This is a genomic window from Photobacterium sp. OFAV2-7, from assembly GCF_022347985.1.
Lineage (GTDB): Bacteria > Pseudomonadota > Gammaproteobacteria > Enterobacterales > Vibrionaceae > Photobacterium.
On record NZ_JAKRFQ010000010.1, the window covers coordinates 1 to 21,455 of the forward strand.

Annotated in this window: 16 protein-coding genes and 1 riboswitch; of the genes, 7 read left to right on the top strand and 9 right to left on the bottom strand. The window is 53.0% G+C overall.

Annotated elements, in window-relative coordinates; genetic code table 11:
* The coding region (gene rapA / locus MHN01_RS02265) for an RNA polymerase-associated protein RapA (RefSeq protein ID WP_239409849.1) at positions 1 to 1,554 on the bottom strand (1,554 nt) is incomplete at its 3' end.
* A gap of 308 nt (positions 1,555 to 1,862) precedes the next feature.
* Here rapA and MHN01_RS02270 point away from each other — a divergent pair.
* Entirely contained in the window at positions 1,863 to 3,239 is a 1,377-nt protein-coding gene (locus tag MHN01_RS02270; protein ID WP_239409850.1) for a PhoH family protein, read from the top strand.
* Positions 3,240 to 3,286: 47 nt separating this feature from the next.
* On the opposite strand, the gene thiQ is transcribed toward MHN01_RS02270, so the two are convergent.
* The 8 genes from thiQ to leuA all read right to left on the bottom strand — a co-directional run bounded on the left by thiQ (position 3,287) and on the right by leuA (position 12,561).
* On the bottom strand, positions 3,287 to 4,012 hold the full coding sequence (gene thiQ, locus MHN01_RS02275) for a thiamine ABC transporter ATP-binding protein (RefSeq protein ID WP_239409862.1): 726 nt from the start codon (positions 4,010 to 4,012) through the stop codon (positions 3,287 to 3,289).
* Positions 4,012 to 5,568: a thiamine/thiamine pyrophosphate ABC transporter permease ThiP gene (gene thiP, locus MHN01_RS02280; RefSeq protein WP_239409863.1), complete on the bottom strand. Its 1,557-nt coding sequence runs from the start codon at positions 5,566 to 5,568 to the stop codon at positions 4,012 to 4,014. The genes thiQ and thiP overlap by 1 nt, the downstream gene beginning before the upstream one ends.
* Positions 5,569 to 5,614: 46 nt before the next feature.
* Positions 5,615 to 6,568, bottom strand: coding sequence for a thiamine ABC transporter substrate binding subunit (thiB, locus tag MHN01_RS02285; protein WP_239409864.1), 954 nt, complete (start codon positions 6,566 to 6,568; stop codon positions 5,615 to 5,617).
* Between the two features lie 140 nt (positions 6,569 to 6,708).
* Positions 6,709 to 6,812, bottom strand: a riboswitch (TPP riboswitch).
* A gap of 92 nt (positions 6,813 to 6,904) precedes the next feature.
* Positions 6,905 to 7,687, bottom strand: coding sequence for a DUF547 domain-containing protein (locus tag MHN01_RS02290; RefSeq protein ID WP_239409851.1), 783 nt, complete (start codon positions 7,685 to 7,687; stop codon positions 6,905 to 6,907).
* 151 nt (positions 7,688 to 7,838) lie between these two features.
* Positions 7,839 to 8,441 carry a 3-isopropylmalate dehydratase small subunit gene (leuD, locus tag MHN01_RS02295; RefSeq protein ID WP_239409852.1) on the bottom strand — a complete coding sequence of 201 codons (603 nt, stop codon included), beginning with the start codon at positions 8,439 to 8,441 and terminating at the stop codon, positions 7,839 to 7,841.
* 15 nt (positions 8,442 to 8,456) lie between these two features.
* Entirely contained in the window at positions 8,457 to 9,896 is a 1,440-nt protein-coding gene (gene leuC, locus MHN01_RS02300) for a 3-isopropylmalate dehydratase large subunit (RefSeq protein ID WP_239409853.1), read from the bottom strand.
* Positions 9,897 to 9,919: 23 nt separating this feature from the next.
* On the bottom strand, positions 9,920 to 11,008 hold the full coding sequence (gene leuB / locus MHN01_RS02305; RefSeq protein WP_239409854.1) for a 3-isopropylmalate dehydrogenase: 1,089 nt from the start codon (positions 11,006 to 11,008) through the stop codon (positions 9,920 to 9,922).
* Between the two features lie 2 nt (positions 11,009 to 11,010).
* Positions 11,011 to 12,561, bottom strand: coding sequence for a 2-isopropylmalate synthase (gene leuA, locus MHN01_RS02310; RefSeq protein ID WP_239409855.1), 1,551 nt, complete (start codon positions 12,559 to 12,561; stop codon positions 11,011 to 11,013).
* A gap of 583 nt (positions 12,562 to 13,144) precedes the next feature.
* Here leuA and MHN01_RS02315 point away from each other — a divergent pair.
* The 6 genes from MHN01_RS02315 to leuO all read left to right on the top strand — a co-directional run bounded on the left by MHN01_RS02315 (position 13,145) and on the right by leuO (position 21,358).
* The gene (locus MHN01_RS02315; RefSeq protein WP_239409856.1) at positions 13,145 to 13,798 is read left to right on the top strand and encodes a TetR/AcrR family transcriptional regulator; all 654 of its coding nucleotides are present in this window, start codon (positions 13,145 to 13,147) and stop codon (positions 13,796 to 13,798) included.
* Entirely contained in the window at positions 13,785 to 15,155 is a 1,371-nt protein-coding gene (locus tag MHN01_RS02320; RefSeq protein ID WP_239409865.1) for an efflux RND transporter periplasmic adaptor subunit, read from the top strand. The genes MHN01_RS02315 and MHN01_RS02320 overlap by 14 nt, the downstream gene beginning before the upstream one ends.
* Entirely contained in the window at positions 15,152 to 18,274 is a 3,123-nt protein-coding gene (locus MHN01_RS02325; protein WP_239409857.1) for an efflux RND transporter permease subunit, read from the top strand. The genes MHN01_RS02320 and MHN01_RS02325 overlap by 4 nt, the downstream gene beginning before the upstream one ends.
* A gap of 163 nt (positions 18,275 to 18,437) precedes the next feature.
* Complete coding sequence (locus MHN01_RS02330; protein WP_239409866.1) at positions 18,438 to 18,947, top strand: phosphatase PAP2 family protein; 510 nt, start codon at positions 18,438 to 18,440, stop codon at positions 18,945 to 18,947.
* A complete protein-coding gene (locus MHN01_RS02335; RefSeq protein WP_239409858.1) occupies positions 18,944 to 20,056 on the top strand; it encodes an MJ1255/VC2487 family glycosyltransferase in 1,113 nt (370 codons plus the stop codon). The genes MHN01_RS02330 and MHN01_RS02335 overlap by 4 nt, the downstream gene beginning before the upstream one ends.
* A 345-nt stretch (positions 20,057 to 20,401) precedes the next feature.
* Positions 20,402 to 21,358: a transcriptional regulator LeuO gene (gene leuO / locus MHN01_RS02340; protein ID WP_239409859.1), complete on the top strand. Its 957-nt coding sequence runs from the start codon at positions 20,402 to 20,404 to the stop codon at positions 21,356 to 21,358.
* The last annotated feature ends 97 nt before the right edge of the window (positions 21,359 to 21,455 follow it).

The following is a 21,455-nucleotide window of genomic DNA, read 5'->3' on the forward strand; positions in this document are numbered from 1 at the left end:
CTTTTGGGCACGGGAGCAAATGACCAGTACCTTCTCGTTGCGGTTTGCCATCAGCATATCCAGCAGCCAGTTCACGCGCGGATCAAAGTTCCACCAGGTCGCTGACTCACCCTCGAATTCCTGATAGATGTCCTCTGGGTACAGCAGTTTGATTGCCTTTTGCTCTTCAGACATCTTGCCACCCATCATGCTGGCAACACGCATGGCCGTCTGGTACTGGCTCGGTAGAGCAAGCGGGTACATGTTCAGGTGACGCTGCGGGAAGCCTTTGACGGCGGCACGGGTATTACGGAAAAGCACCCGGCCGGTACCGTGGCGGTCCATCAGGTTGTCAATCAGCTCCTGACGGGCCGTGCTTTGCTGTTCTTCATCGATATCCTGAGATTCGATGATCCGCAGCATTGGTTCAATATCCTGCTCTGGCAGCAGCTCGGTCAGACTGTTCTGGGCTGCATCATCGAGCTTCTCGCCTGATAGCGGGCGGGAGCCGGCATCCGCCACAGGAGCGTACTGGCGCTCTTCCTCGACGAAGGCTTCGTAGTCGTAGAAGCGGTCCGGGTCGAGCAGGCGCAGGCGGGCAAAGTGACTCTCGTGGCCCAATTGTTCCGGTGTTGCCGTTAGCAGCAGGACGCCCGGGCTTTTTTCTGCCAGTGCTTCAACCACCTGGTATTGGCGGCTAGGAGCATCCTCGCTCCATTCCAGATGGTGGGCTTCATCGACAACCAGTAGATCCCAGTCGGCTTCGAGGGCCTGCTCGAAGCGACGACGGCTCTTGCGCAGGAAATCCAGCGAGCACAGGACATACTGTGCGGTATCAAATGGATTGGCTGAGTCTGCATAGGCCTCGACACAGCGCTCTTCGTCAAAGATTGAAAAGTGCAGGTTGAAGCGGCGCATCATTTCGACCAGCCACTGGTGTTGTAGGGTCTCCGGTACCAGGATCAGAATTCGTTCTGCACGGCCAGACAGCACCTGCTGGTGGATGATCATACCAGCTTCGATGGTCTTGCCCAGACCGACTTCATCGGCAAGCAAAACACGCGGTGCATAGCGGCGACCGACCTCGTGGGCAATGTACAGCTGGTGTGGGATCAGGCCGGCACGCATGCCACACAGGCCACGCAACGGACTTTTATGTTGTTCGTATTGGTTTTTCAGTGCGCGGTAGCGAAGGGCAAAACGGTCCATACGATCGATTTGGCCGGCAAACAGCTTGTCCTGCGGCTTGTTGAAACGGATTTGGTTGCTGAGGAAGATCTCGCGAAGCTGAACATTTTCCTCATCGGTATCTGTACGGGTACCGATGTAGGTGAAGACGCCGCCGGCTTCTTCGACCTGTTCGACCTTCAGAGACCAGCCTTCATGGCTTTCAACCACATCGCCGACATTAAACATTACGCGGGTAACGGGGGCATCATTTCGTGCATACAGGCGGTTCTCTTCACTGGCTGAGAACATCAAGGTGACAGTACGGGCGTCAGCCGCAACGACTGTTCCCAAACCCAGATCACTTTCAGTATCGCTGATCCAACGTTGACCCAAAGCAAATGGCATAGTGGTTAAAACCTTCTAATTATTTGATATTAAGGAGAATGCTAAACCGATGCTCTAACATTTTTGAACTACACTGAGATTAAGTGTAAGCCAGAATCTGCACCGGTAAAAAAGGGGACTAATGTTACTGCATGCTGTGAGTAAGGTCACGGTGAAAGTGACCAGAATTCGCCAAAGTATCTTTAGGCATGATTGTCACAATTCTTTAATTATCTCCGGTCATAAATAGTAACCACATTAATTTGGCATACGCTTAGTGAATGAGAGCAATTATTAATTGCTGTCTGATTGTTACCAAGGAGGTACCTATGGACGATGCTGAACGGAAAGTGTTTGTATTAGATACGAATATTCTGCTTCACGAACCCCTCGCCATTTATTCCTTTAAAGAGCACGATGTCGTTATTCCGATGACAGTGCTAGAAGAGCTGGATCGCATCAAGGACAGCAAGCGGGATGTCTCGCGTGATGCCCGAATCGCGATTCGCGCGCTGGAAGATATCTTTCATGATGCCACCCCCGAACAGATTTCTGCCGGGATCCCTTTTTCTGACCAAGGAGAGAATCAAGGAACCATTGCCATCTTTGCCGACTATGAAGTGACTGAGACCGTGCATGCCTTTGCTGACAAGGCCGGGGATAACCGTATCCTCAACGGGGTGCTTTTCTTGCAGGCAGAGTACGCGCCGCGGGAAGTTGTGCTGGTCACCAAAGACATTAATATGCGGTTACGGGCTAAAGGGGCCGGCGTTTATTATGTTGATGACTACCGTTCTGATCAGTTAATTGATGATGTCAAACTCCTGACCAAAGGATTTCATAAGTTCTCGGGTGATTTCTGGGCACGGGTTGGCGAGTGCCAGTCAGAAAGCCAAGGTCGCTCGACATTGCATACCTTGCCATCCGAGCTGTTTGAAATGCCGTTTATCAACCAATACCTACTGGACGAGGGATCGGATTTTGCCGCCCGGGTCCATGCGATTGACGGTGAGAAGGTGACGCTGAAGGATATTGGCCAGGAGCGATTGATGCATCGCCAGGCCTGGGGGATCCACCCTAAGAATGTCTATCAGGGCATGGCGCTGGATGCGATGATGGATCCGGCTATTGATCTTGTGATCCTGACCGGCCCGGCCGGGTGTGGTAAAACCATTCTGGCCATGGCGGCGGCACTGGAGCAGGTGATAGAGAAGGGCATGTATGACAAGATCCTTGTCACCCGAAATACACCGGAAATTGCCGAGTCGATTGGTTACCTTCCTGGTACCGAAGAAGAAAAAATGATGCCATGGCTAGCGGCAGTTACCGATACCATGGAAGCGCTGCACAAAAATGATGTTTGTACCGATGGCTCAATGAAGTACATCTACGACAAGGCCAATATTCAATTCAAATCCATTAACTTCATGCGCGGCCGTTCCATTCAGAATGCCTTTGTTCTGTTGGATGAGTGCCAGAACCTAACCGCCTCCCAGATCAAAACCATTATTACCCGTTGTGGGGAGGGCACCAAGATAGTCTGTTCCGGTAACCTGGCGCAGATTGATTCCAGCTATTTATCTCCAGTCACCTCGGGCTTGACGTATATCGTTGAGCGTTTTAAGAATTTCGAGGGTAGTGCCAACATTTATCTCAATGGCGTGGTCCGCAGCCGGTTGGCTGAATTTGCGGAAGAAAACCTGTAATCAATATTTGTGTAGCGAGATTTGGGGGGACGCCTCGAACCTCGCTACTAGCAACCCAGATATTTCTTCAACTCTTTATCTTCCGGCTCTTCCAGCATTTCCTTGGTAGGGCCGAAAACCCTGATCTTTCCTTGTGAAATAAAGGCGCACTTACCGGCAATTTTGAGGGCATCTTCCGGGCTATGGGTGACCATGAGCACGGTGGTCTGTTGTTCCCTCGCAAGCGTCTTAACCAATTCCAGCATTTCCTTGCGAAGTGCCGGATCCAGGGCTGAAAACGGTTCGTCGAGCAATAGTAGCGGCCTTTTGCGGATCAGACAGCGAGCGAGAGCCACTCGCTGTTTCTGGCCGCCAGAGAGTTGCTCCGGCAGGCGATCGAGATACTTCTGGATCCCGACTCGTGATGCTGCCACAACAATGCTTTCTTTGTCTTCCTGGCTAAGTTTGAGTCCCGGGTTAAGTCCCAAACCGATGTTTTCGAACACGCTTAGATGAGGAAACAGGTTGTGATCCTGAAACAGCAGCGAGAGCGGTCTTTCGGAAGGCAGCTGATGGTCGATAGTTTGTCCGGCAATCGTGAGCGTGCCGCTGTCTGGGGCAAGAAAGCCGGCCACCATGGCAAGCAAGGTGCTTTTGCCGGCCCCGCTAGGGCCTATAAGGGCGACTATGTCACCGGCTTCGACTTCTAGATCAAAGGTGAGTCGGGTAGCGTCAGCCTGTCGGGTATGGTTTGGCTGTGCGTAGCTGTGAGTGAGTTGGTTCAGGGTCAGCATCATGGTGTCCGGATCAGTAATTTTTCAACCAGGGTAAAAATCCCCAGGCTGAGAAGTAGCAGGAACAGAGCAGCAACGGCAGCGGCATCCATCTGATAGCTGCCAAGTAGCTGGAACAGATACAGCGGCAAGGTTTGAAAGCCCTGGCTGCCAAACAGGGCGATGGCCCCCAAATCACCCAGAGACAGTACAAAGCCCGTCGCCAGTGCCTGGGCAATGGGCTTGCGCAAAGCCCGCCATTCAACGAGGCGCAGACGGGACAGCCCGTGCATACCAAGGCTCTGGCACAGCGGATTATATTGCTGGGCAACATGCAGCATCGGCTGGCTTAGCGTTTTGATCACATAGGGTAGCGCCATCAAAGCGTTGACCCCGACAATGACCCAGAAGGCAGCAGCAAACGCATCGGTGTACTGACGCAGGAGCAGGAAAATGCCGGTACTGAGTACCAGCCCCGGAGTGATCAGGATGATTGTGCCGAGTAGCTCAATACCGTCTGCCGGTAAGCTTTTTTGTTGCAGTCGCCATTGGCGGCTAGTGATCAAAATAGCGATACCACTGACAAGGGCTGTCAGGCAGGACAACGAAGCAATTTTGAGTGAGTTTAGGATTGCCTGCCATAGCGCAGGCTCGGCCAGCAAACTCGGGAGTTGGCGATTGAGCCCGGCTCCGATCACTGCCAGCAGCGGCGGGATCACCAGCAAGAGGGCAAAGCCGATCCAGAGTCCATCCCAGGCCTTTGATTGCCAGCTGTCAAACTGGTTGAGAGGACGTTGGGCGGTTGAGCCGCTAAGGGTTGGCAGGGGTTTGGCAAAGCGCTGGGTAAACAGTACCAGGCTGCTGCAGATCAGCATTTGCCACAAGGCCAGAATGGCTCCGCCTGCCAAGTCAAAGTCGTAGCGAAGTGCCTGATAGATTGCCAGCTCGATGGTTGTGGCTTTCGGGCCGCCGCCCAGCGACATGATCACCGCAAAGCTGGTAAAGCACAGCATGAAAATCAGGCCGATAACATGCGGCAGTTGCTGGCGGATCCGTGGCCAGGCGATAAAACGGAATTTACTCCAGCCTTTTATCCCCAGATGCGTTGCCAACTGGTGCTGCTCGAACGGGATCCCCTCCAGGCTTTGCAGCAAAAGGCGGGTTGCAAGCGGGTAGTTGAGAAATACGTGGGCCAGCAAGATGCCGTTCAGGCCATAGATTGAGAAGGGCAGGGAATGGCCGTAGGCATTGAGCCACTCAGCCAGCAGGCCGCTTTTACCGTAGATGGTCAGCAAACCGAAAACCGCTACCAGTACCGGCAGTACCAGTGTCATCGCAAACAGGCGCAGCAACAAGCCCCGGCCGGGAAACTGGCGTCGTGACAGGGCATAGGCGGTCGGGATAGCCGGGATGATGCTCAGCAGGGTTGATAGCAGAGCCTGATAGAAGCTGAAGGCGGAGACATGGCGCAGGTAAGGGTCCCGCCAGATTTGCAGTGGATTCAGCTCATTGGCCTGGCCGATCAGGGCCAGGATGGCGCTCAGTACCAGAGCGACAATAAGCCCGGCAGAGATCATGCCGGGCAAAGTTTGGGTAACGCGTGTATTCAAAGGAGAGCGGCCATTATTGGGTCAGGGCATGTTGCCATTCTCGGATCCATCCACGACGCTCGGCAGCCACTTCCTCGGCACCAAATTCCAATGACTTTGCTGGCAGAGTCAGCTGCTCAAAACCTTCAGGTAGGGCCTGCTTGGTGACCGGGTACATCCAGTTACCCGTAGGAATCACTGACTGGAACGCCGGCGTCAGAATAAAGGACATAAACTGATCGGCCAGCTTCTGGTTCGGGCTGTTTTTCAGCTTGGCCGCCACCTCAACCTGCATGTAATGCCCTTCGCTGAAGTCAGCGGCTTTGTACTGGTTCTTGCTTTCGGCAATGATGTGGTAGGCCGGTGAGGTCGTATAGGACAAGACGAGATCTGACTCGCCTTTGAGGAACATGTTATAGGCTTCCGACCAGCCCTTAGTGACTGTGACCGTTTTCTTGGCCAGTTGCTGCCATGCCTCAGAGGCGTTATCGCCGTAGACTGACTTCATCCACAGCATCAGGCCCTGGCCCGGTGTCGAGGTACGCGGGTCTTGGTAGATCACGCTCAGATCGTCGCGTTCAACCAGCTCTTTCAGGCTCTTTGGTGGTGTCGCCAGTTTTTCTGAGTCATAAACGAATGCAAAGTAACCGTAGTCATACGGTACAAAGGTATCGTCGTTCCAGCCGTTAGGCAGGGTGACAGAACGGGTATCGACGCTGTGCGTTGCCAGCAGGCCGGTTTTCTTGGCCTCGCTGATCAGGTTATTGTCCAGGCCCAGCAGGATGTCGGCCTTGGCGCTGCTGCCTTCAAGGCGCAGGCGGTTGAGGATGGAAACGCCGTCGTCCAGCGCTATGAACTCAAGGTTACAGTTGCACTCGGCCTCGAAGGCTTTTTCAATCGCCGGGCCCGGTCCCCAGTCAGAAGCAAAAGAGCTGTAGGTATAGACGGTTAGGGTGTCTGTCGCTGCCCATGCTGAGCTTGCAGCCATAGACAGAGTTAGAATCGGAAGTAGTTTTTTCACTATGCGCTCCTGATGCCCTTGCATCCTGCAAGAGGGAAATAAATCGTATGAGCGGCACAGGGTTGAGAAAGGAATGCAGCATCGTGCTGCAACGTTGACAGTAATGGTGGTCAGATTATCTCAATTCCTACGCCAGCATGACCTGGTTCAGGTTCAGTGGGTCCCGCAAAAAGCAATCTCAGTCTGGTATCAGACTCCCCAATGAGAACGATAGCTATTGTAATGCGCTCTGCAGTCCGTTGCCAGCGCAATACTCCTTTGTGTCGATTGGCCCTGTATTTTGAGTGAGCGGGCTTCGTTGAGTTAGTGGGCTTCGTTGAGTGCCCAGTCGTAGTCATAGCTGACTTTGTTGAGCTGAACCGGCTGGCCCTGACGGTACCGATTAAGGTGCTTCTGCAGGCTGCTCTTGCTGCCAAAGTCTACACTGTACCAGTCATAGATTGAGGACAGACGTACGTTGTTGCCACTTACCCGAACTCCTTTGGCACTGTTGATAAACCGGCTGGCGCTCAGCTCAAGCAGTTTTTCGCTGTTGCTGGCGGTAAAGGCCGTTGGCTGAAGGTCGGGGCAGCCCAGGCTGGCACAGTTGACGACATAATGAATTCGGGGATCGTTCCAAATCGGGCGTAGGATCCGGTGCTCAATATCATTGAGCGATAAGTTATTGCCATTAATAGTAACGAGCTTTTCATCCCAGGGGCCGAAACTAAACAGGCCGCCTAGCTTGGTAATGGATTTCAGTGGATAGTTGTCAAGGATGAGCTGGACGGTCAGGGCATTGTAGAGGTTCACCCAGTAGGCGAATTGCTCGTCTTTGTTATAGCGGCGCGGATCGGTCGCGGTTAGCTTGCGGATATAGCGGTCCAGATCATATTTGTCATTGCTGGAAACGGCGCGGTAGCGGAACAGCGTCTGTTTGGGTTGTGTGACCAGATAGCTATCCAGTGTTTGTTGCCAGAGGGAGTGGTCGATAGTTGCGGTATTGGTTTCATTGCTTTGTTGCCAGTAAGACCACAGGTCAGCTCTTGGCGCGGCACAGCCTGTCGTCGAAACCAGCAGTAATAAAAGGGTGAATATAGTACGCATGCTAAGTCCTTGCGATCGCTGAGTTGGAAGTTACTAGATGATATGACCTATACCGTCCTGTTTTCTTGCAGCAATTATCCGCAATTCCTTTAACTGGAATAAAAATGCCCCGGCAGCTGAGGGCCGGGGCATCAGTGAATAGCAAGGCTAGTTAAGCCAAGAACGCCGGGATCTTGCTTTCATACTCGGCGATCTTGTCCTCGTGCTGGAGGGTCAGGCCGATGTTGTCCAGGCCGTTCAACAGGCAGTGGCGACGAAACTCATCGATTTCAAAGCTGTACTGCTTGCCGTTGGCGGTGACTTGCATCGTTTCCAGATCGACCGTAATTTGTGCCCCTTCGGTATTTTCGACAAACTGGAACAGCTCGTCGACTTCCTGCTCGCTCAGGCGCACAGGCACCATCTGGTTATTGATGGAGTTGCCATAGAAGATATCGGCAAAGCTCGGGGCGATCATCACCCTGATGCCGTAATCGGCCAGTGCCCACGGTGCGTGCTCGCGTGAAGAGCCGCAGCCGAAGTTTTCACGGGCCAGCAGGATGCTGGCACCCTGATAGCAAGGGGCGTTCATTACGAAATCCGGGTTTGGCTTCTCGCCGGCATCGTCGAGAAAACGCCAGTCGTGAAACAGATGCTTGCCAAAGCCTGTCCGCGTTACTTTCTGGAGAAACTGCTTGGGAATGATAGCGTCAGTGTCGACGTTCGCCGCATCCAAAGGAACCACCAAACCTGTATGTTGTTTAAAACCTGCCATTTTTTGTTCCTTCTGTTAAGCGGTTGCGGTTTCTGAGTCCAGTTCACGGATATCAACGAAGTGGCCGGCACAGGCGGCGGCTGCAGCCATCGCCGGGCTAACCAGATGGGTACGACCATCGCGTCCCTGGCGGCCCTCGAAGTTACGGTTACTGGTTGATGCACAGCGCTCTTTCGGACCCAAGCGGTCGTTGTTCATCGCCAGGCACATTGAGCAGCCCGGCAGACGCCATTCAAATCCGGCTTCAATGAAGATTTTGTCCAGTCCTTCAAGCTCGGCTTGTGCTTTGACCTGCTCAGAGCCCGGAACAACCAGTGCTTGGATATTTGGGGCTACCTGGCGTCCCTTAGCCACGGCCGCTGCGGCACGCATATCCTCGATGCGCGAGTTGGTGCACGAGCCGATAAAAACCTTGTCGATACTGAAATCGGACAGCGTTTTGCCCGCTTCCAGTCCCATATAGGCCAGGGCTTTTTCTGCCGAGGCTTTCTCGACCGGATCGCTGAAATCATCAGGTGAAGGGATTGGCTCGTCGACGGCAATCACCTGACCCGGGTTGGTGCCCCAGGTAACCTGTGGCCTGATGTCTTTGGCATCTAAGGTGACAACGGCATCAAAGATGGCGTCGTCGTCACTTTTCAGTGTCTTCCAGTACTCGACTGCAGCCTCGAAGTTTTCGCCGGCAGGGGAGAACTTACGATCCTTGATGTAGTCGAAGGTGGTTTGATCCGGGGCGATAAGACCGGCCTTGGCACCCAGTTCAATTGCCATGTTACAGACGGTCATGCGCCCTTCCATTGACAGATCGGTAATCGCCTCGCCGCAGAACTCGACCACATAGCCAGTACCGCCGGCTGCTGTTGTTTTGCCGATGATCGCCAGTACGATGTCTTTGGCGGTGATGCCTTCAGCGACCTTGCCCTTGACTTCAATTTTCATTGTCTTGGCACGGGCCTGTTTCAGGGTCTGGGTAGCCAGAACGTGTTCGACCTCCGAGGTGCCGATGCCGAAAGCCAGTGAGCCGAAAGCGCCGTGGGTCGCGGTGTGTGAGTCACCACAAACGATGGTCATGCCCGGCAGGGTAATACCCAGTTCCGGCCCCATCACATGCACGATGCCCTGGTATTTGTGGTTCAGGTCATACAGGGTGACGCCGAACTCTTCGCAGTTCTTGGCCAGGGTCTCCATCTGGATTCGGGCCATTTCGCCAGAGGCCTTGATGTCCTTGGTCTGGGTCGAGACATTGTGATCCATGGTGGCGAAGGTTTTGCCGATCTGGCGAACCTTTCGGCCTTTTTCGCGTAACCCGTCAAATGCCTGCGGCGAGGTCACCTCGTGTACCAGGTGGCGGTCGATATACAGGATCGGGTTTTCGCCTTCCGCCTCGACGGCAACGTGGGCATCGTATACTTTTTCATAAAGCGTCTTTGGCGCTTTTGCTTCGGTGTTTGACATTGCTCGATTGCTCCTCGTTCGTTTTATGCTTGGCGGATGTAGGCGGCAATCTTGTCGCCCATTTCGCTGGTGCTCAGTGCCGGGGCATCACCGGCCAGATCGGCGGTTAGCTCGCCAGCTTCCAGAGCCTGTGATACGGCCTGCTCAATAGCGCGGGCGGCCTGCTCTTCACCCAGGCTGTAGCGCAGCATCAGAGCGGCAGAGAGGATTTGTGCCACCGGGTTGGCAATATTCTTGCCAGCAATATCAGGTGCCGAGCCGCCGGCTGGCTCGTACATGCCGAACTTGTTCTGGTTCAGGCTTGCTGACGGTAGCATCCCCATTGAACCTGTGATCATCGCACACTCGTCGGAGATGATGTCGCCGAAGATGTTCGAGCACAGCATGACGTCGAACTGCGACGGATCTTTGATCAGCTGCATGGTCGCGTTGTCGATGTACATATGGTTCAGGGTGACATCCGGGTAGTCCTTGGCAACTTCCTCGGCCACTTCGCGCCATAGGATAGAGCTCTGCAGTACATTAGCCTTGTCAATCGAGTAGACATTTTTGTTACGTAGCTGGGCCGATTCGAAGGCAATACGGGCGATACGTTCGATTTCGTAACGGTGGTATACCTCGGTATCAAAGGCTTTCTCTTCCGGACCTTCGCCTTCGCGGCCTTTCGGTTGGCCAAAGTAGATCCCGCCGGTTAGCTCGCGCACCACCACAATATCGAAACCACGCTCTGATATATCGGCACGCAGCGGCGAGAAGTTTTCCAGGCCACTGTGGATCTGCGCCGGGCGCAGGTTGCAGAACAGCTGGAAGTGCTTGCGCAGCGGCAGTAGGGCACCGCGCTCAGGCTGATCGTTTGGTGGCAGGTGCTCCCACTTCGGGCCGCCGACAGAGCCAAACAAAATCGCATCGGCGTCTTCACAGCCTTTCAGCGTCGAGTCGGGTAGCGGGCAACCATGGTTGTCGATGGCAATACCACCGACATCAAATTCGTTGCTCTCCAGGGTAAAGCCAAACTTTTCCTGTACAGCATCTAGCACCTTGTGTGCCTGCTGCATGACTTCTGGGCCAATACCGTCACCCGGTAGAACGGCAATCTTATATGTACCTGCCATGGTTATACTGTCTCCATATGGGATTTTTGTTTAAGTTCTGCAATTTGATCGGCGCGATGAATACTGTTGATCACATGAAGCAGTGCCTGCCCCGATGCCTCGACAATATCGGTGGCCAGGCCCGTACCGTGGTACTTGCGACCTTTGTAGTTGGCGATAATATCGGCCTGTCCCAGTCCGTCCTCACCCTCGCCTTTGGCGGTCAGGTCGAACTTGTCCAGCACGATATCGTAGCCGGTCAGGCGGTAGATACACTGATACAGTGCGTCAACCGGCCCGTTACCGACAGCGGCTTCGCATTTTTCTTCCTCGCCGCACTGTAGCTTGATGCTGGTGGTTGCCATTACGCTGCCAGACTGAACACTCAGATAGTTCAGCTTGAAGAAGTCATCTTCCTCGCGCAGGTTGGCAAAGTGCATCAGGGCTTCCAGATCGTAGTCGAATACCTGGCCCTTGCGGTCGGCCAGCTTCAGGAAGTCGGCATATAATTCGTCCAGGTTATATTCGTTCTCGGTATAGCCCAGAGTGTCCATGTGGCTCTTCACGGCGGCACGGCCGGAGCGGCTGGTCAGGTTCAGCGCCTGATTCTTAAGACCAATCGACTCGGGTGTCATGATCTCGTAGGTATTTTTGTTCTTCAGCATGCCGTCCTGGTGGATCCCCGAGGAGTGGCTGAAGGCATTGGCGCCGACAATGGCTTTGTTGGCCTGGATAGGCATGTTGCAAAGCTGGCTCACCATCTTGCTGGTACGGTGGATCTCGTCGTGCTTGATGTTGGTATGGACACCCAGGAAGTCGGCGCGGGTTTTGATGATCATCGCGATTTCTTCCAGCGAACAGTTACCGGCGCGTTCACCGATACCGTTGATGGTGCCTTCTACCTGACGGGCACCGGCCTGGACGGCAGCCATTGAGTTGGCGACGGACATGCCCAGATCGTCATGGCAGTGAACCGAAATAACGGCCTTGTCGATGTTAGGTACACGTTCGAACAGCTGGGAGACAATGCCGCCGAATTCGTTCGGCAGGGTGTAGCCGACGGTATCCGGGATGTTGATGGTATTGGCTCCGGCATTGATAGCGGCCTCGACCATCCGGCACAGGTTGTCAATCGGGGTACGGCCGGCATCTTCGCACGAGAATTCGACATCGTCGGTATAGTTGCGGGCACGTTTGACGGCGGCAACACCCATCTCGATCACATCGTCATAGCTGCGGCGCAGTTTGTCCTGAACATGGATGGTGGAGGTTGAGATGAAAGTGTGGATTCGGAAGGCTTCGGCAACTTTTAGGGATTCGGCGGCGACATCAATGTCTTTGGCAACAGCACGGGACAAGGCGCAGACTCGGCTGTTTTTGATGTGTTTGGCAATAGTCTGTACCGATTCAAAATCGCCCGGTGAGGAAATCGGAAACCCGGCCTCAATTACATCCACGCCCATCCGTTCCAAGGCATAAGCAATCTGCAGCTTTTCTTTTACCGTCAAGCTGGCGGAAAGTGCCTGCTCACCGTCGCGCAAAGTGGTATCGAAAATAATGACCTGATCTTTCATTGCTTCTTCCTTATGTTGGCCTGCCTGTCTAGGCATTGTCTGCATCCGCTTGCGCTGGCTCTGTTATATAAAAAAACCCGCGCTTTCTGCGCGGGTTTTTTAGAATTCTTGGTGGTGTTTCTCACCCATCAGCTACCCGCGCGAATTTTTCACGATAAGGAGGAGGCTAAGGAGTAGAGAGAAACGTTTTTTCATTTTTTAAATGATATCCACAAAGTTGATTAACAAATGAATACCAAATAGACAGGTTAAACGTCAACCACTAATTGAATATTTATTTCTCACATATGGCTATTTATATGAAAAACAATGAAATTATTCTTTTGGGAATATAAGGGCATGATGGCTGCGGATATCGTTGATGTGAATATTGGGTGAAAGGGTATTGTGCTGGCTTATTCACTAGCGTGTTATGTTTGTTAACAGCCAGATAGCGAGAGGGTACGCACGGCAGAAATTTCTTGCTGATATAAAATTAATCAAATGATTAATTTGGAGTGAATAAATTCGTTACAGCCAAGGCAGAAGTATGAAGTAAATTATTAATCAGATGATTAATTTTACGTGAACGATAGAAGGAATTATGTCTGGAAAAGCAGGTCGCCCCAGCGGGGATTCTGATGCGCGGGAGAGATTGATAACAGAGGCGAGGAAGCTCTTTGTCGCCCTTCCCTACAGCAAAGTATCGACTCGGATGATTGCGTCCCGGGCTGATGTTAATGTGGCGCTGATCCGTTATTACTTTGAGAACAAGGCTGGCCTGTTTGAGACCATGCTGCGTGAAACACTGGAGCCGATCCGCGCTCAGTTACAGCGGATGATAAATATCGGTGATGTGGACAGTGTGGGCGATCTGATGCGGACCTATTATCGGATCATGGCTCCCAGTCCTGATCTGCCGAAATTGATCGTACGTACGATGATGATGGAGCCGGGTGACCTGCAGCGGCGCGCTATGGAGAAGATATTCAACGAGATCACTTTTCCGGCTGAAGATCTGATGTTTAATAAGATGGGCCTGGCCGGGGTATTGCGTGACGATGTGTCACCGAAAAAGGCGAGGATGACCTTTATCAGTATGATGGTATTTCCGTTTCTGGCCCCGCCGGCTCTGCTTGGAATCCAGGGAATAGAATTGAATGAAGAATGGCTGATGGAGCTGGCTGATCATAATGTCGATGTGTTGCTTCACGGTATTTTAGCGCAGGGGGATCGTACCAATGATGAAGCTCAGTAGAAAATTGTTGATTTTACCGGCGATATTGGTTGGTGTAGCTGTGTTGGCGCTGGCGATTAATCTGCGCTCGACCCCGGCAGTGAAGCCAGTGTTGAACAAGGCGCGGCCGGTTGATGTGATTAGCTTGCAACAGCTGCCTTTGGCCCCTGTGGTGACCGGGTTTGGCCGGGTGAAACCCAAAGTGGAGTGGCAGGCCATTGCCGAAGTGTCCGGCAAGGTGGTGTATCGCCATCCCGGGCTGGAAAAAGGCCGGGTACTGGATGCCGGTACAACCTTGCTGAAAATTGATCCGCTGGATTATGAATTGCGCCTGGCCCAGGCAGAAGCCGATGTCAGTTCAAGTCATGCTCAGCTAGCCAAACTGGCCCAGGAAGAGCAAAACCTGAAAACGACACTGAAAATTGAGAAGAACCGCTTGGCTATCAGCCAAAAAGAGCTGACCCGCAAGAAAGAGCTGCGTGGCAAGGGGTTAACGTCACAGTCTGCCGTCGACTTAGAGCTGCAAAATACCCTTGCTAGCCAGAAAGTGGTTCAGGATATCGAGAATCAGCTGATTGTGCTGCCGAATGAACGCAAAGTCACTGTTGCACAGTTGGAAGTGAACCAGTCACGGGTTGCCGAGGCCAGACGCTCGCTGGAAAAAACCGTGATCACTCTGCCTATGGATGCCCGTATCTCCAGTGTTGATATCGAGCAGAATCAGGTGGTTAATACCCAGCAGAGTATGGTGATTGCCCATGGGATCGATACCGTGGAAATCGATGCCCAGGTGGCACTCCATGATATGCAAGTGCTGGCGTCTAGCCTGACCCAGTATACGGCACATGCCGACGGTCGCCCGCGGGCAGATCAGCTTGATTTAACGGCGAGTATCCAGCTTTCCAGCGGGAATTTCCTGCAACAGTGGCCGGCAAAGGTGACGAGGATCAGCGATACCGTCAGTGCCAACCAGGCCACGGTCGGGGTGATCCTCGAAGTCGATCAGGATTACAGCCAGCTCTCTCCGGAAGATGCGCCGCCACTGGTGAACGGCATGTTTGTCGAGGCCCGGTTGTCCGGTCAGGATAATGCCCACTGGGTGATCCCGGAGCGGGCGCTGCATGGTGATAAAATCTATCTGGTTGCAGAGAACAATACGTTGCAGATCCAGCCGGTTACCGTTCTGTTCCGTCGGGCTGGCAAGGTCGCTATTGCCGGTGAGTTATCATCCCGACAGCAGCTTGTGGTCAATGACCTGCTGCCGGCGGTTTCCGGAATGGCGCTGCAGGTGGTTACACGAAACGGCCAGGCGGTGACAGAGGCGAGTCAGCAGGACAATGCCGGTACAGGCCAGAAGGATGAGGAGCCTGCGTTATGATCCGCTATTTTTCTCGTCATCCGACAGCGGCCAACCTGTTGATGCTGGCCCTGCTGATTTTCGGTATGGTTTCCCTGCCGCAGATCAAACGTGAAACTTTTCCAGAATTTTCACCGCCCTACATTATTGCATCGGTCGTATATCCGGGTGCTTCGCCGCAAGAGGTCGAGGAGAGTATCTGTATGCGAATGGAAGATGCGGTTGACGGGCTGGCCAATATCGAGGAGACCCGGTGTGAGGCTGTCGAGGGTTCGGCGTCGCTGATCCTCAAGTTGACCGGCAGTGATGTGGTGTCGCGAATGCTGGTGGATGTCCAGACCCAAATCAATGCAATCAATGACTTCCCGACTCAAATTGAGTCGCCGATTGTCCGCGAGTTGGACTGGAACGAGCCGGTCGTCGATGTGGCTATTAGTGCCGACACCAGTTGGCCGCATCTGAAAGCCTATGCCGAACAACTGAAACGTAAGCTGAAGCTGGATTACGGCGTTTCCCTGGTTGAAGTGGCTGGTTTTTCTGATCATCAGCTCCGGGTGGAGCTGAAAGAAGCCCCGTTGCGCCAGTTGGGCCTCAGTGTTGGTGATGTCGCTGATCGCCTGTCGCGTCAGAACTTGAAGTTACCGAGCGGGAATATTGAGCTGGCAGAGAAGAACTTGCTGATCCGGTTCGACGAGCAGAAGATCACCCCGGATACTCTGGCCAGTACTGTGATCGGTGCCGATAGCGAAGGGGCCCTGCTGCGGCTGGGGGATATTGCGACCATTACCGATCGTTTTGAGCTGGATGAACAGAAAGTGCTGTTCGACGGCCGGCCTTCGGCCCTGCTGAAGATCAGCAAAAACAAGGCCGATGATGCTCTGCGGATCAAAGAGCGGGTGGTGCAGTTTGTCGAGGACGAGAACCTGGTAGCGCCGACTGGCGTCACGCTTAACCTCACCAACGATATTTCCTCGGTATTATGGGACCGTCTGACCATGATGGTGAAAAACGGCTGGCAGGGGGTGGTGCTGGTATTTGCCACCATGTGGCTGTTTTTCACTTTCCGTTATTCGTTCTGGGTTGCCGCTGGGTTGCCGGTGGCCTTCCTGGGCAGCCTGTTCCTGATGGCAGGCCTTGGCTTGTCGATCAACATCATGTCATTGGTCGCCCTGCTGATGGCGATTGGTATCATGATGGATGATGCCATTGTGATCGCCGAGTCGATTGCCGCTCATCTCGAGCGGGGGCTATCGATACCTGATGCCGTCTCCGAAGGGGTGAAAAAAGTCTTCCCCGGCGTCCTTTCTTCCTATCTGACGACGGTATGTATCTTTGGCAGCTTGCTGTTTTTGGAAGGAGAAATGGGGGCCGTTCTCAAAGTGGTCCCTATGGTACTGATCCTGGTATTGACCATCAGCCTGTTCGAAGCCTTTTTGATATTGCCGAACCATCTTAGCCATTCACTACAAAAACAGAAGATGAGTGGCAAACATGAACGGCCGCCGTTGGCGTTCAAGGCCCGTTTTCTCAAACGCTTCGAGGCATTTCGTAACAACCAGTTGGTGACCGCGGTGGATGCCGTGGTGCGTTGGCGTTACCTGTTTCTGGGTAGTGTGATTGCCATGTTGATGATTTCTGTCTCCCTGCTTGCCGGTGGCGCGCTGAAATTTGTCGGTTTCCCTGAACTGGATGGCGATATTGCCGAAGCCAGGGTGATCCTGCCGCCGGGGGCCTCGCTGGCGCAGACTGAGCTGGTTGTCGATAAAATTGTCGCGGCGGCAGAAAAGCTTAACCGTGAGTGGAGTGACGAGCAGGAAGGCGGGCAGACGCTGGTCGAGCATATTACCGCGCAATATAACTTTAATGCCGACGCCGATGAAAACGGTCCGCATGTTGCCACGGTGCGGTTGGATATGCTGGGAGCTGAATCGCGCAACAGCCTGATCGATGAGTTCATTGCTGACTGGCGTGAGGAGGTCGGGGTAATTGCTGCGCCGGTCTCTATGGTTTTCAAGCAGCCGATGGTCGGGCCGGGAGGCCGGGCGGTCGAAATTCGCATGCAGCATGATGACCTCGAGATGCTCAAAGGTGCTTCGATTGAGCTGCAGCAGTTCCTGAATGAGTTTGACGGTGTATCCGGCGTGCTGGATGATATGCGGATGGGCAAGCAGGAGGTGCTGGTCAAACTGCGCCCGGGTGCTGAAAGCTTTGGTATCGACGGCCAGATGATTGCTTCTCAGTTGCGGGCTGCCTATTTTGGCCAGACCGCTGATGAAATTCAGATCGGCCCGGAAAACATCGAAGTTGAGGTGCGTTTTGACAAGCAGGAGGCAGCCAACCTCCAGACGCTGGCAAGCTTTCCAGTGATCCTGGGCGATGGCAGCCAGATCCCGCTGGCCTCCGTTGCCGTGCTGGAATATCAGCGTAACTTTGTCCGTATTCAGCGGATCAACGGGCTCCGGACACTGAGTGTGTTTGCCGATCTCGATAGTAGTAAGATCAGCTCGACAGAAATTACCCGCCAGTTCCGTCAACGCCTGATGCCCGAACTGCAGCAGAATTACCCGGGGCTGCGGTTTGATTTTGAAGGCGAGGCCAAAGATACGGCGCAAACCGGCCAGTCGATGGGGATTGGCTTTATGCTGGGTATTTTCGGGGTGTTCGTGATCCTCAGCTACCAGTTCCGAAGCTACCTGGAGCCGTTCGTGGTGCTACTGGCGATCCCGCTGGCCCTGATAGGGGTTTTCTGGGGGCACTGGCTGCTCGGCTTTGCCCTGAGTATGCCGAGTATCATGGGCTTCGTCTCCCTGGCCGGGGTGGTTGTCAATGACTCTATCTTGCTGGTGCAGTATATCCGTCATCATGTTGATGACGGTGACAGTGTGCATGATGCCGTGGTCAAGGCAAGCCGGGAGCGTTTTCGGGCCGTGTTCCTGACCTCTCTGACCACAGCGGCCGGGTTATTGCCACTGCTGCTGGAAACCAGCCTGCAGGCCCAGGTGATCCAGCCGCTGGTGATATCGATAGTATTCGGGATCTTTACCTCGACTTTGCTGGTGTTGTTTATGATCCCGGCGGCCTACGCCATTTTGGCCGACTTCAACCTGGTGCGAAAGCATGAAGAGCTCGTGCCTGCCTAACTAAGGTATTGCCATAACAAAATGAAACGGGGCCCAATGGCCCCGTTTTTATTAGCTGGGTGTCTGCAAGCATAATTTGTCATTGAGCCTCCTTGAAAACGTCACGGCATTGTCATCTCGCTTTTTTAGTCTGACGATAATTTAATCAGTGAAGGACTCAATGATGGCCGTTCTCGCACCGATACAGCGTTTTGATAATGCTTTCTCCACTCTTTGCCTGTGCCACCGGTTTAATCATCAGGTGGCCACTATGAGCCGGGCGGTTTCTCGTTCGGGAGACGGTCCGTTATATGCCGTTTTCGGCATGACGGTATGGCTAGCCGATGAGCAGCAAGGCAGTCAGGTACTGGCACTTGGTTTGCTGGCATTTTTAATCGAGTTGCCGATTTATTGGCTGCTAAAGAACTCTTTCAAGCGCAGTCGGCCCAGCCATCTGCCGAGCTTTATTAAACCTTCCGATAAATACAGTCTCCCTTCTGGCCACACAGCGGCTGCATTCATCATGGCTTCGCTTATCTCGGCGATTTATCCAGCTGTGGCATGGATTGTGTGGCCGTGGGCTGTGCTTATCGGATTATCTCGGGTACTGCTCGGGGTGCATTTCATTAGTGATATTGTGGCGGGCGCGCTGCTCGGACTGATCTGCTTCGACTTGGTTCAGGGGATATTATGAAGATACTTTACGGCGTACAAGGTACTGGCAATGGCCATATTTCCAGGGCCCGGGAAATGGCGAGGGCCTTTAGCCAGCTAGGTGTCGAGGTGGACTATCTGTTTTCCGGCCGGCCGCCGGAGCACCATTTTGACATGGCCTGTTTCGGGAACTTTCAGACTCGTCGCGGGCTGACGTTTGTTACTGAAAACGGTCAGCTCAACCAATGGAAAACCGTGACACAAAATCATCCGGCCAAGTTCCTGCAGGATGTGAAGGCCTTGGATTTGAGCCGGTATGATGTCGTACTGAATGATTTTGAGCCGGTAACGGCATGGGCGGCCAAGAGGCAGCAGGTACATAGTATCGGGATCAGCCACCAGAGCGCCTTCCTGCATCCGGTACCCAAAATGGGGGAAGGGTGGAGCGATCGCCTGATCACCCGCTATTTTGCTCCTACCTCACAGCAGCTAGGTCTGCACTGGCACCACTTCGGGCATATGATCCTGCCGCCGATTGTGCCGACAACCCACAGCAGCCATATTGGCAGTGATGGCAGTGTATTGGTCTATCTCCCATTTGAAGAACTGGGCAAGGTACTAGCTTTGCTGTCTCGCTTTTCTCAGCAGCACTTTTATTGTTATCACCCTGCCGTCAGCGATGATCAGGAGCTGGAAAATATTAGCGTCAGGGCATTAAACCGGGAAAGCTTTCATCATCGCTTGCAACGCTGTGCCGGAGTGATTGCTAATGGCGGTTTCGAGTTACCGTCTGAAGCCATCGGACTGGGGAAAAAGTTGTTGCTCAAGCCGCTGCAGGGACAGTACGAGCAGCAGAGTAATGTGGCCACGCTGGAGCAAATGGGATTGGCGATGTCGATGGTGCATCTTGACCCTTCCGCTGTCCGTCAATGGTTAGATATGGATGCTGCAGGAATGGTGAAAATCCCGGATGTTGCCGAGGCGATTGCACGTTGGGTTATCGCCGGTGATTGGTATCACTGTGATGAATTATGGCAGCAGCTCTGGCAGCAGGTTGAGTTTCCCGATTTGGTGAATGATTTAATGGTCGAGTTTGACTCATCTCATGAAACCGAGAGGCGCTTATTTTCAATCACTGGGACTTATTGATAAGCGGTGAAAGTGCTTTTTAACCCTGATACTTGTGGTGAATTATTGCTCAATAAGGCGTCATTTTTTGCTTATAATTGCGCCTTTATTTAATTTATAGAGATTTTATAACTTTTTATAACGGTATTAAGTGTTTGATTTTTATTGGTTTGTATTCTGAATTTTAGTATTTGCTTATAAGTCTTTACATTTGCTGACTTTCGCCTATTGGTTTCGTCAATCTATTTGAATAATACTGGCCGCATCCCGAACAGGGGGACAGTGGTAGGAGCAGAGGAGACGCTCTTTTATTCAGCGGTGGCATAACGGATTTTGCCCCAAATTTAATTCAAGTAGAGGCAAAATATGACGCGAAAAACTTCATCTATTCACCCAACTGATAGCTATAGAATGGAGTCAAATCTAAGAAGTGTTGACCTGAACCTTCTGACGGTTTTTGATGCAGTGATGCAAGAGCAAAACATTACCCGTGCAGCCCATAATCTGGGTATGTCACAGCCGGCGGTTAGTAACGCAGTGGCACGCTTGAAAGTGATGTTCAATGATGAGTTGTTTATCCGTCATGGTCGCGGGATCCAGCCGACCCAGCGAGCAAAGCAGTTGTTCGGTCCGGTACGCCAGGCTCTCCAATTGGTAAAAAATGAATTGCCGTCTTCTATCTTTTCACCGGAGACGTCAAACCGTACTTTCAAGCTGGCGATTTGCAGCCCGTCGGATATGCGTTTTGCACCACGCATCTTGAGCAATGTTGCCGAGCAGGCACCGAATCTGCGTATGCAGCTTGAAGCGGAACTGGATGCCGAACTTGCCCAGAAGATGCGCTATCAGGAAGTGGATTTTGTGATTGACTATGTGCGTTTTGACGAACCGGGTTTCTGCAGTACTGAACTGTTCAGTGACGAGCTGGTTGTTGTCGCGGCCGGTAACCATCCACGTCTTGGCGATACGATCTCCGAGGCAGAATTTGCCGCTGAGAAACACGCTGTGCTGAAATCGATTCCGGGCGTAAAACTGTTTGCGGATCATATTTATAACCAGCACAACTCGTACCATGAAGCCTATCAGGGTGCTAGTTTGAGCAACATCATGTATGTGGCAGGCCAGTCTGAGCTGATCGCTGTGATGCCGCGCTGGTTGGCAGAATCGGCTCCCCAGGCGCAACAGCTGAAAGTTCTACCGTTACCGTTTGAATCGGCAAAAATCTGCGGTTACCTGAGCTGGCATGAGTCGTCTCAAAAGGACAAAGGCCATATCTGGATGCGTGATCAATTGCTGAATGTCTGTGGTGACAGCTCGTACTAACCACAATTAACCACTGTTTAAGAAGCCAGCGCCTGCTGGCTTCTTGTGATCGCCGGGCCCTGCCTCCTGCCCGGCGGCCATAATTTCTTACACTTTG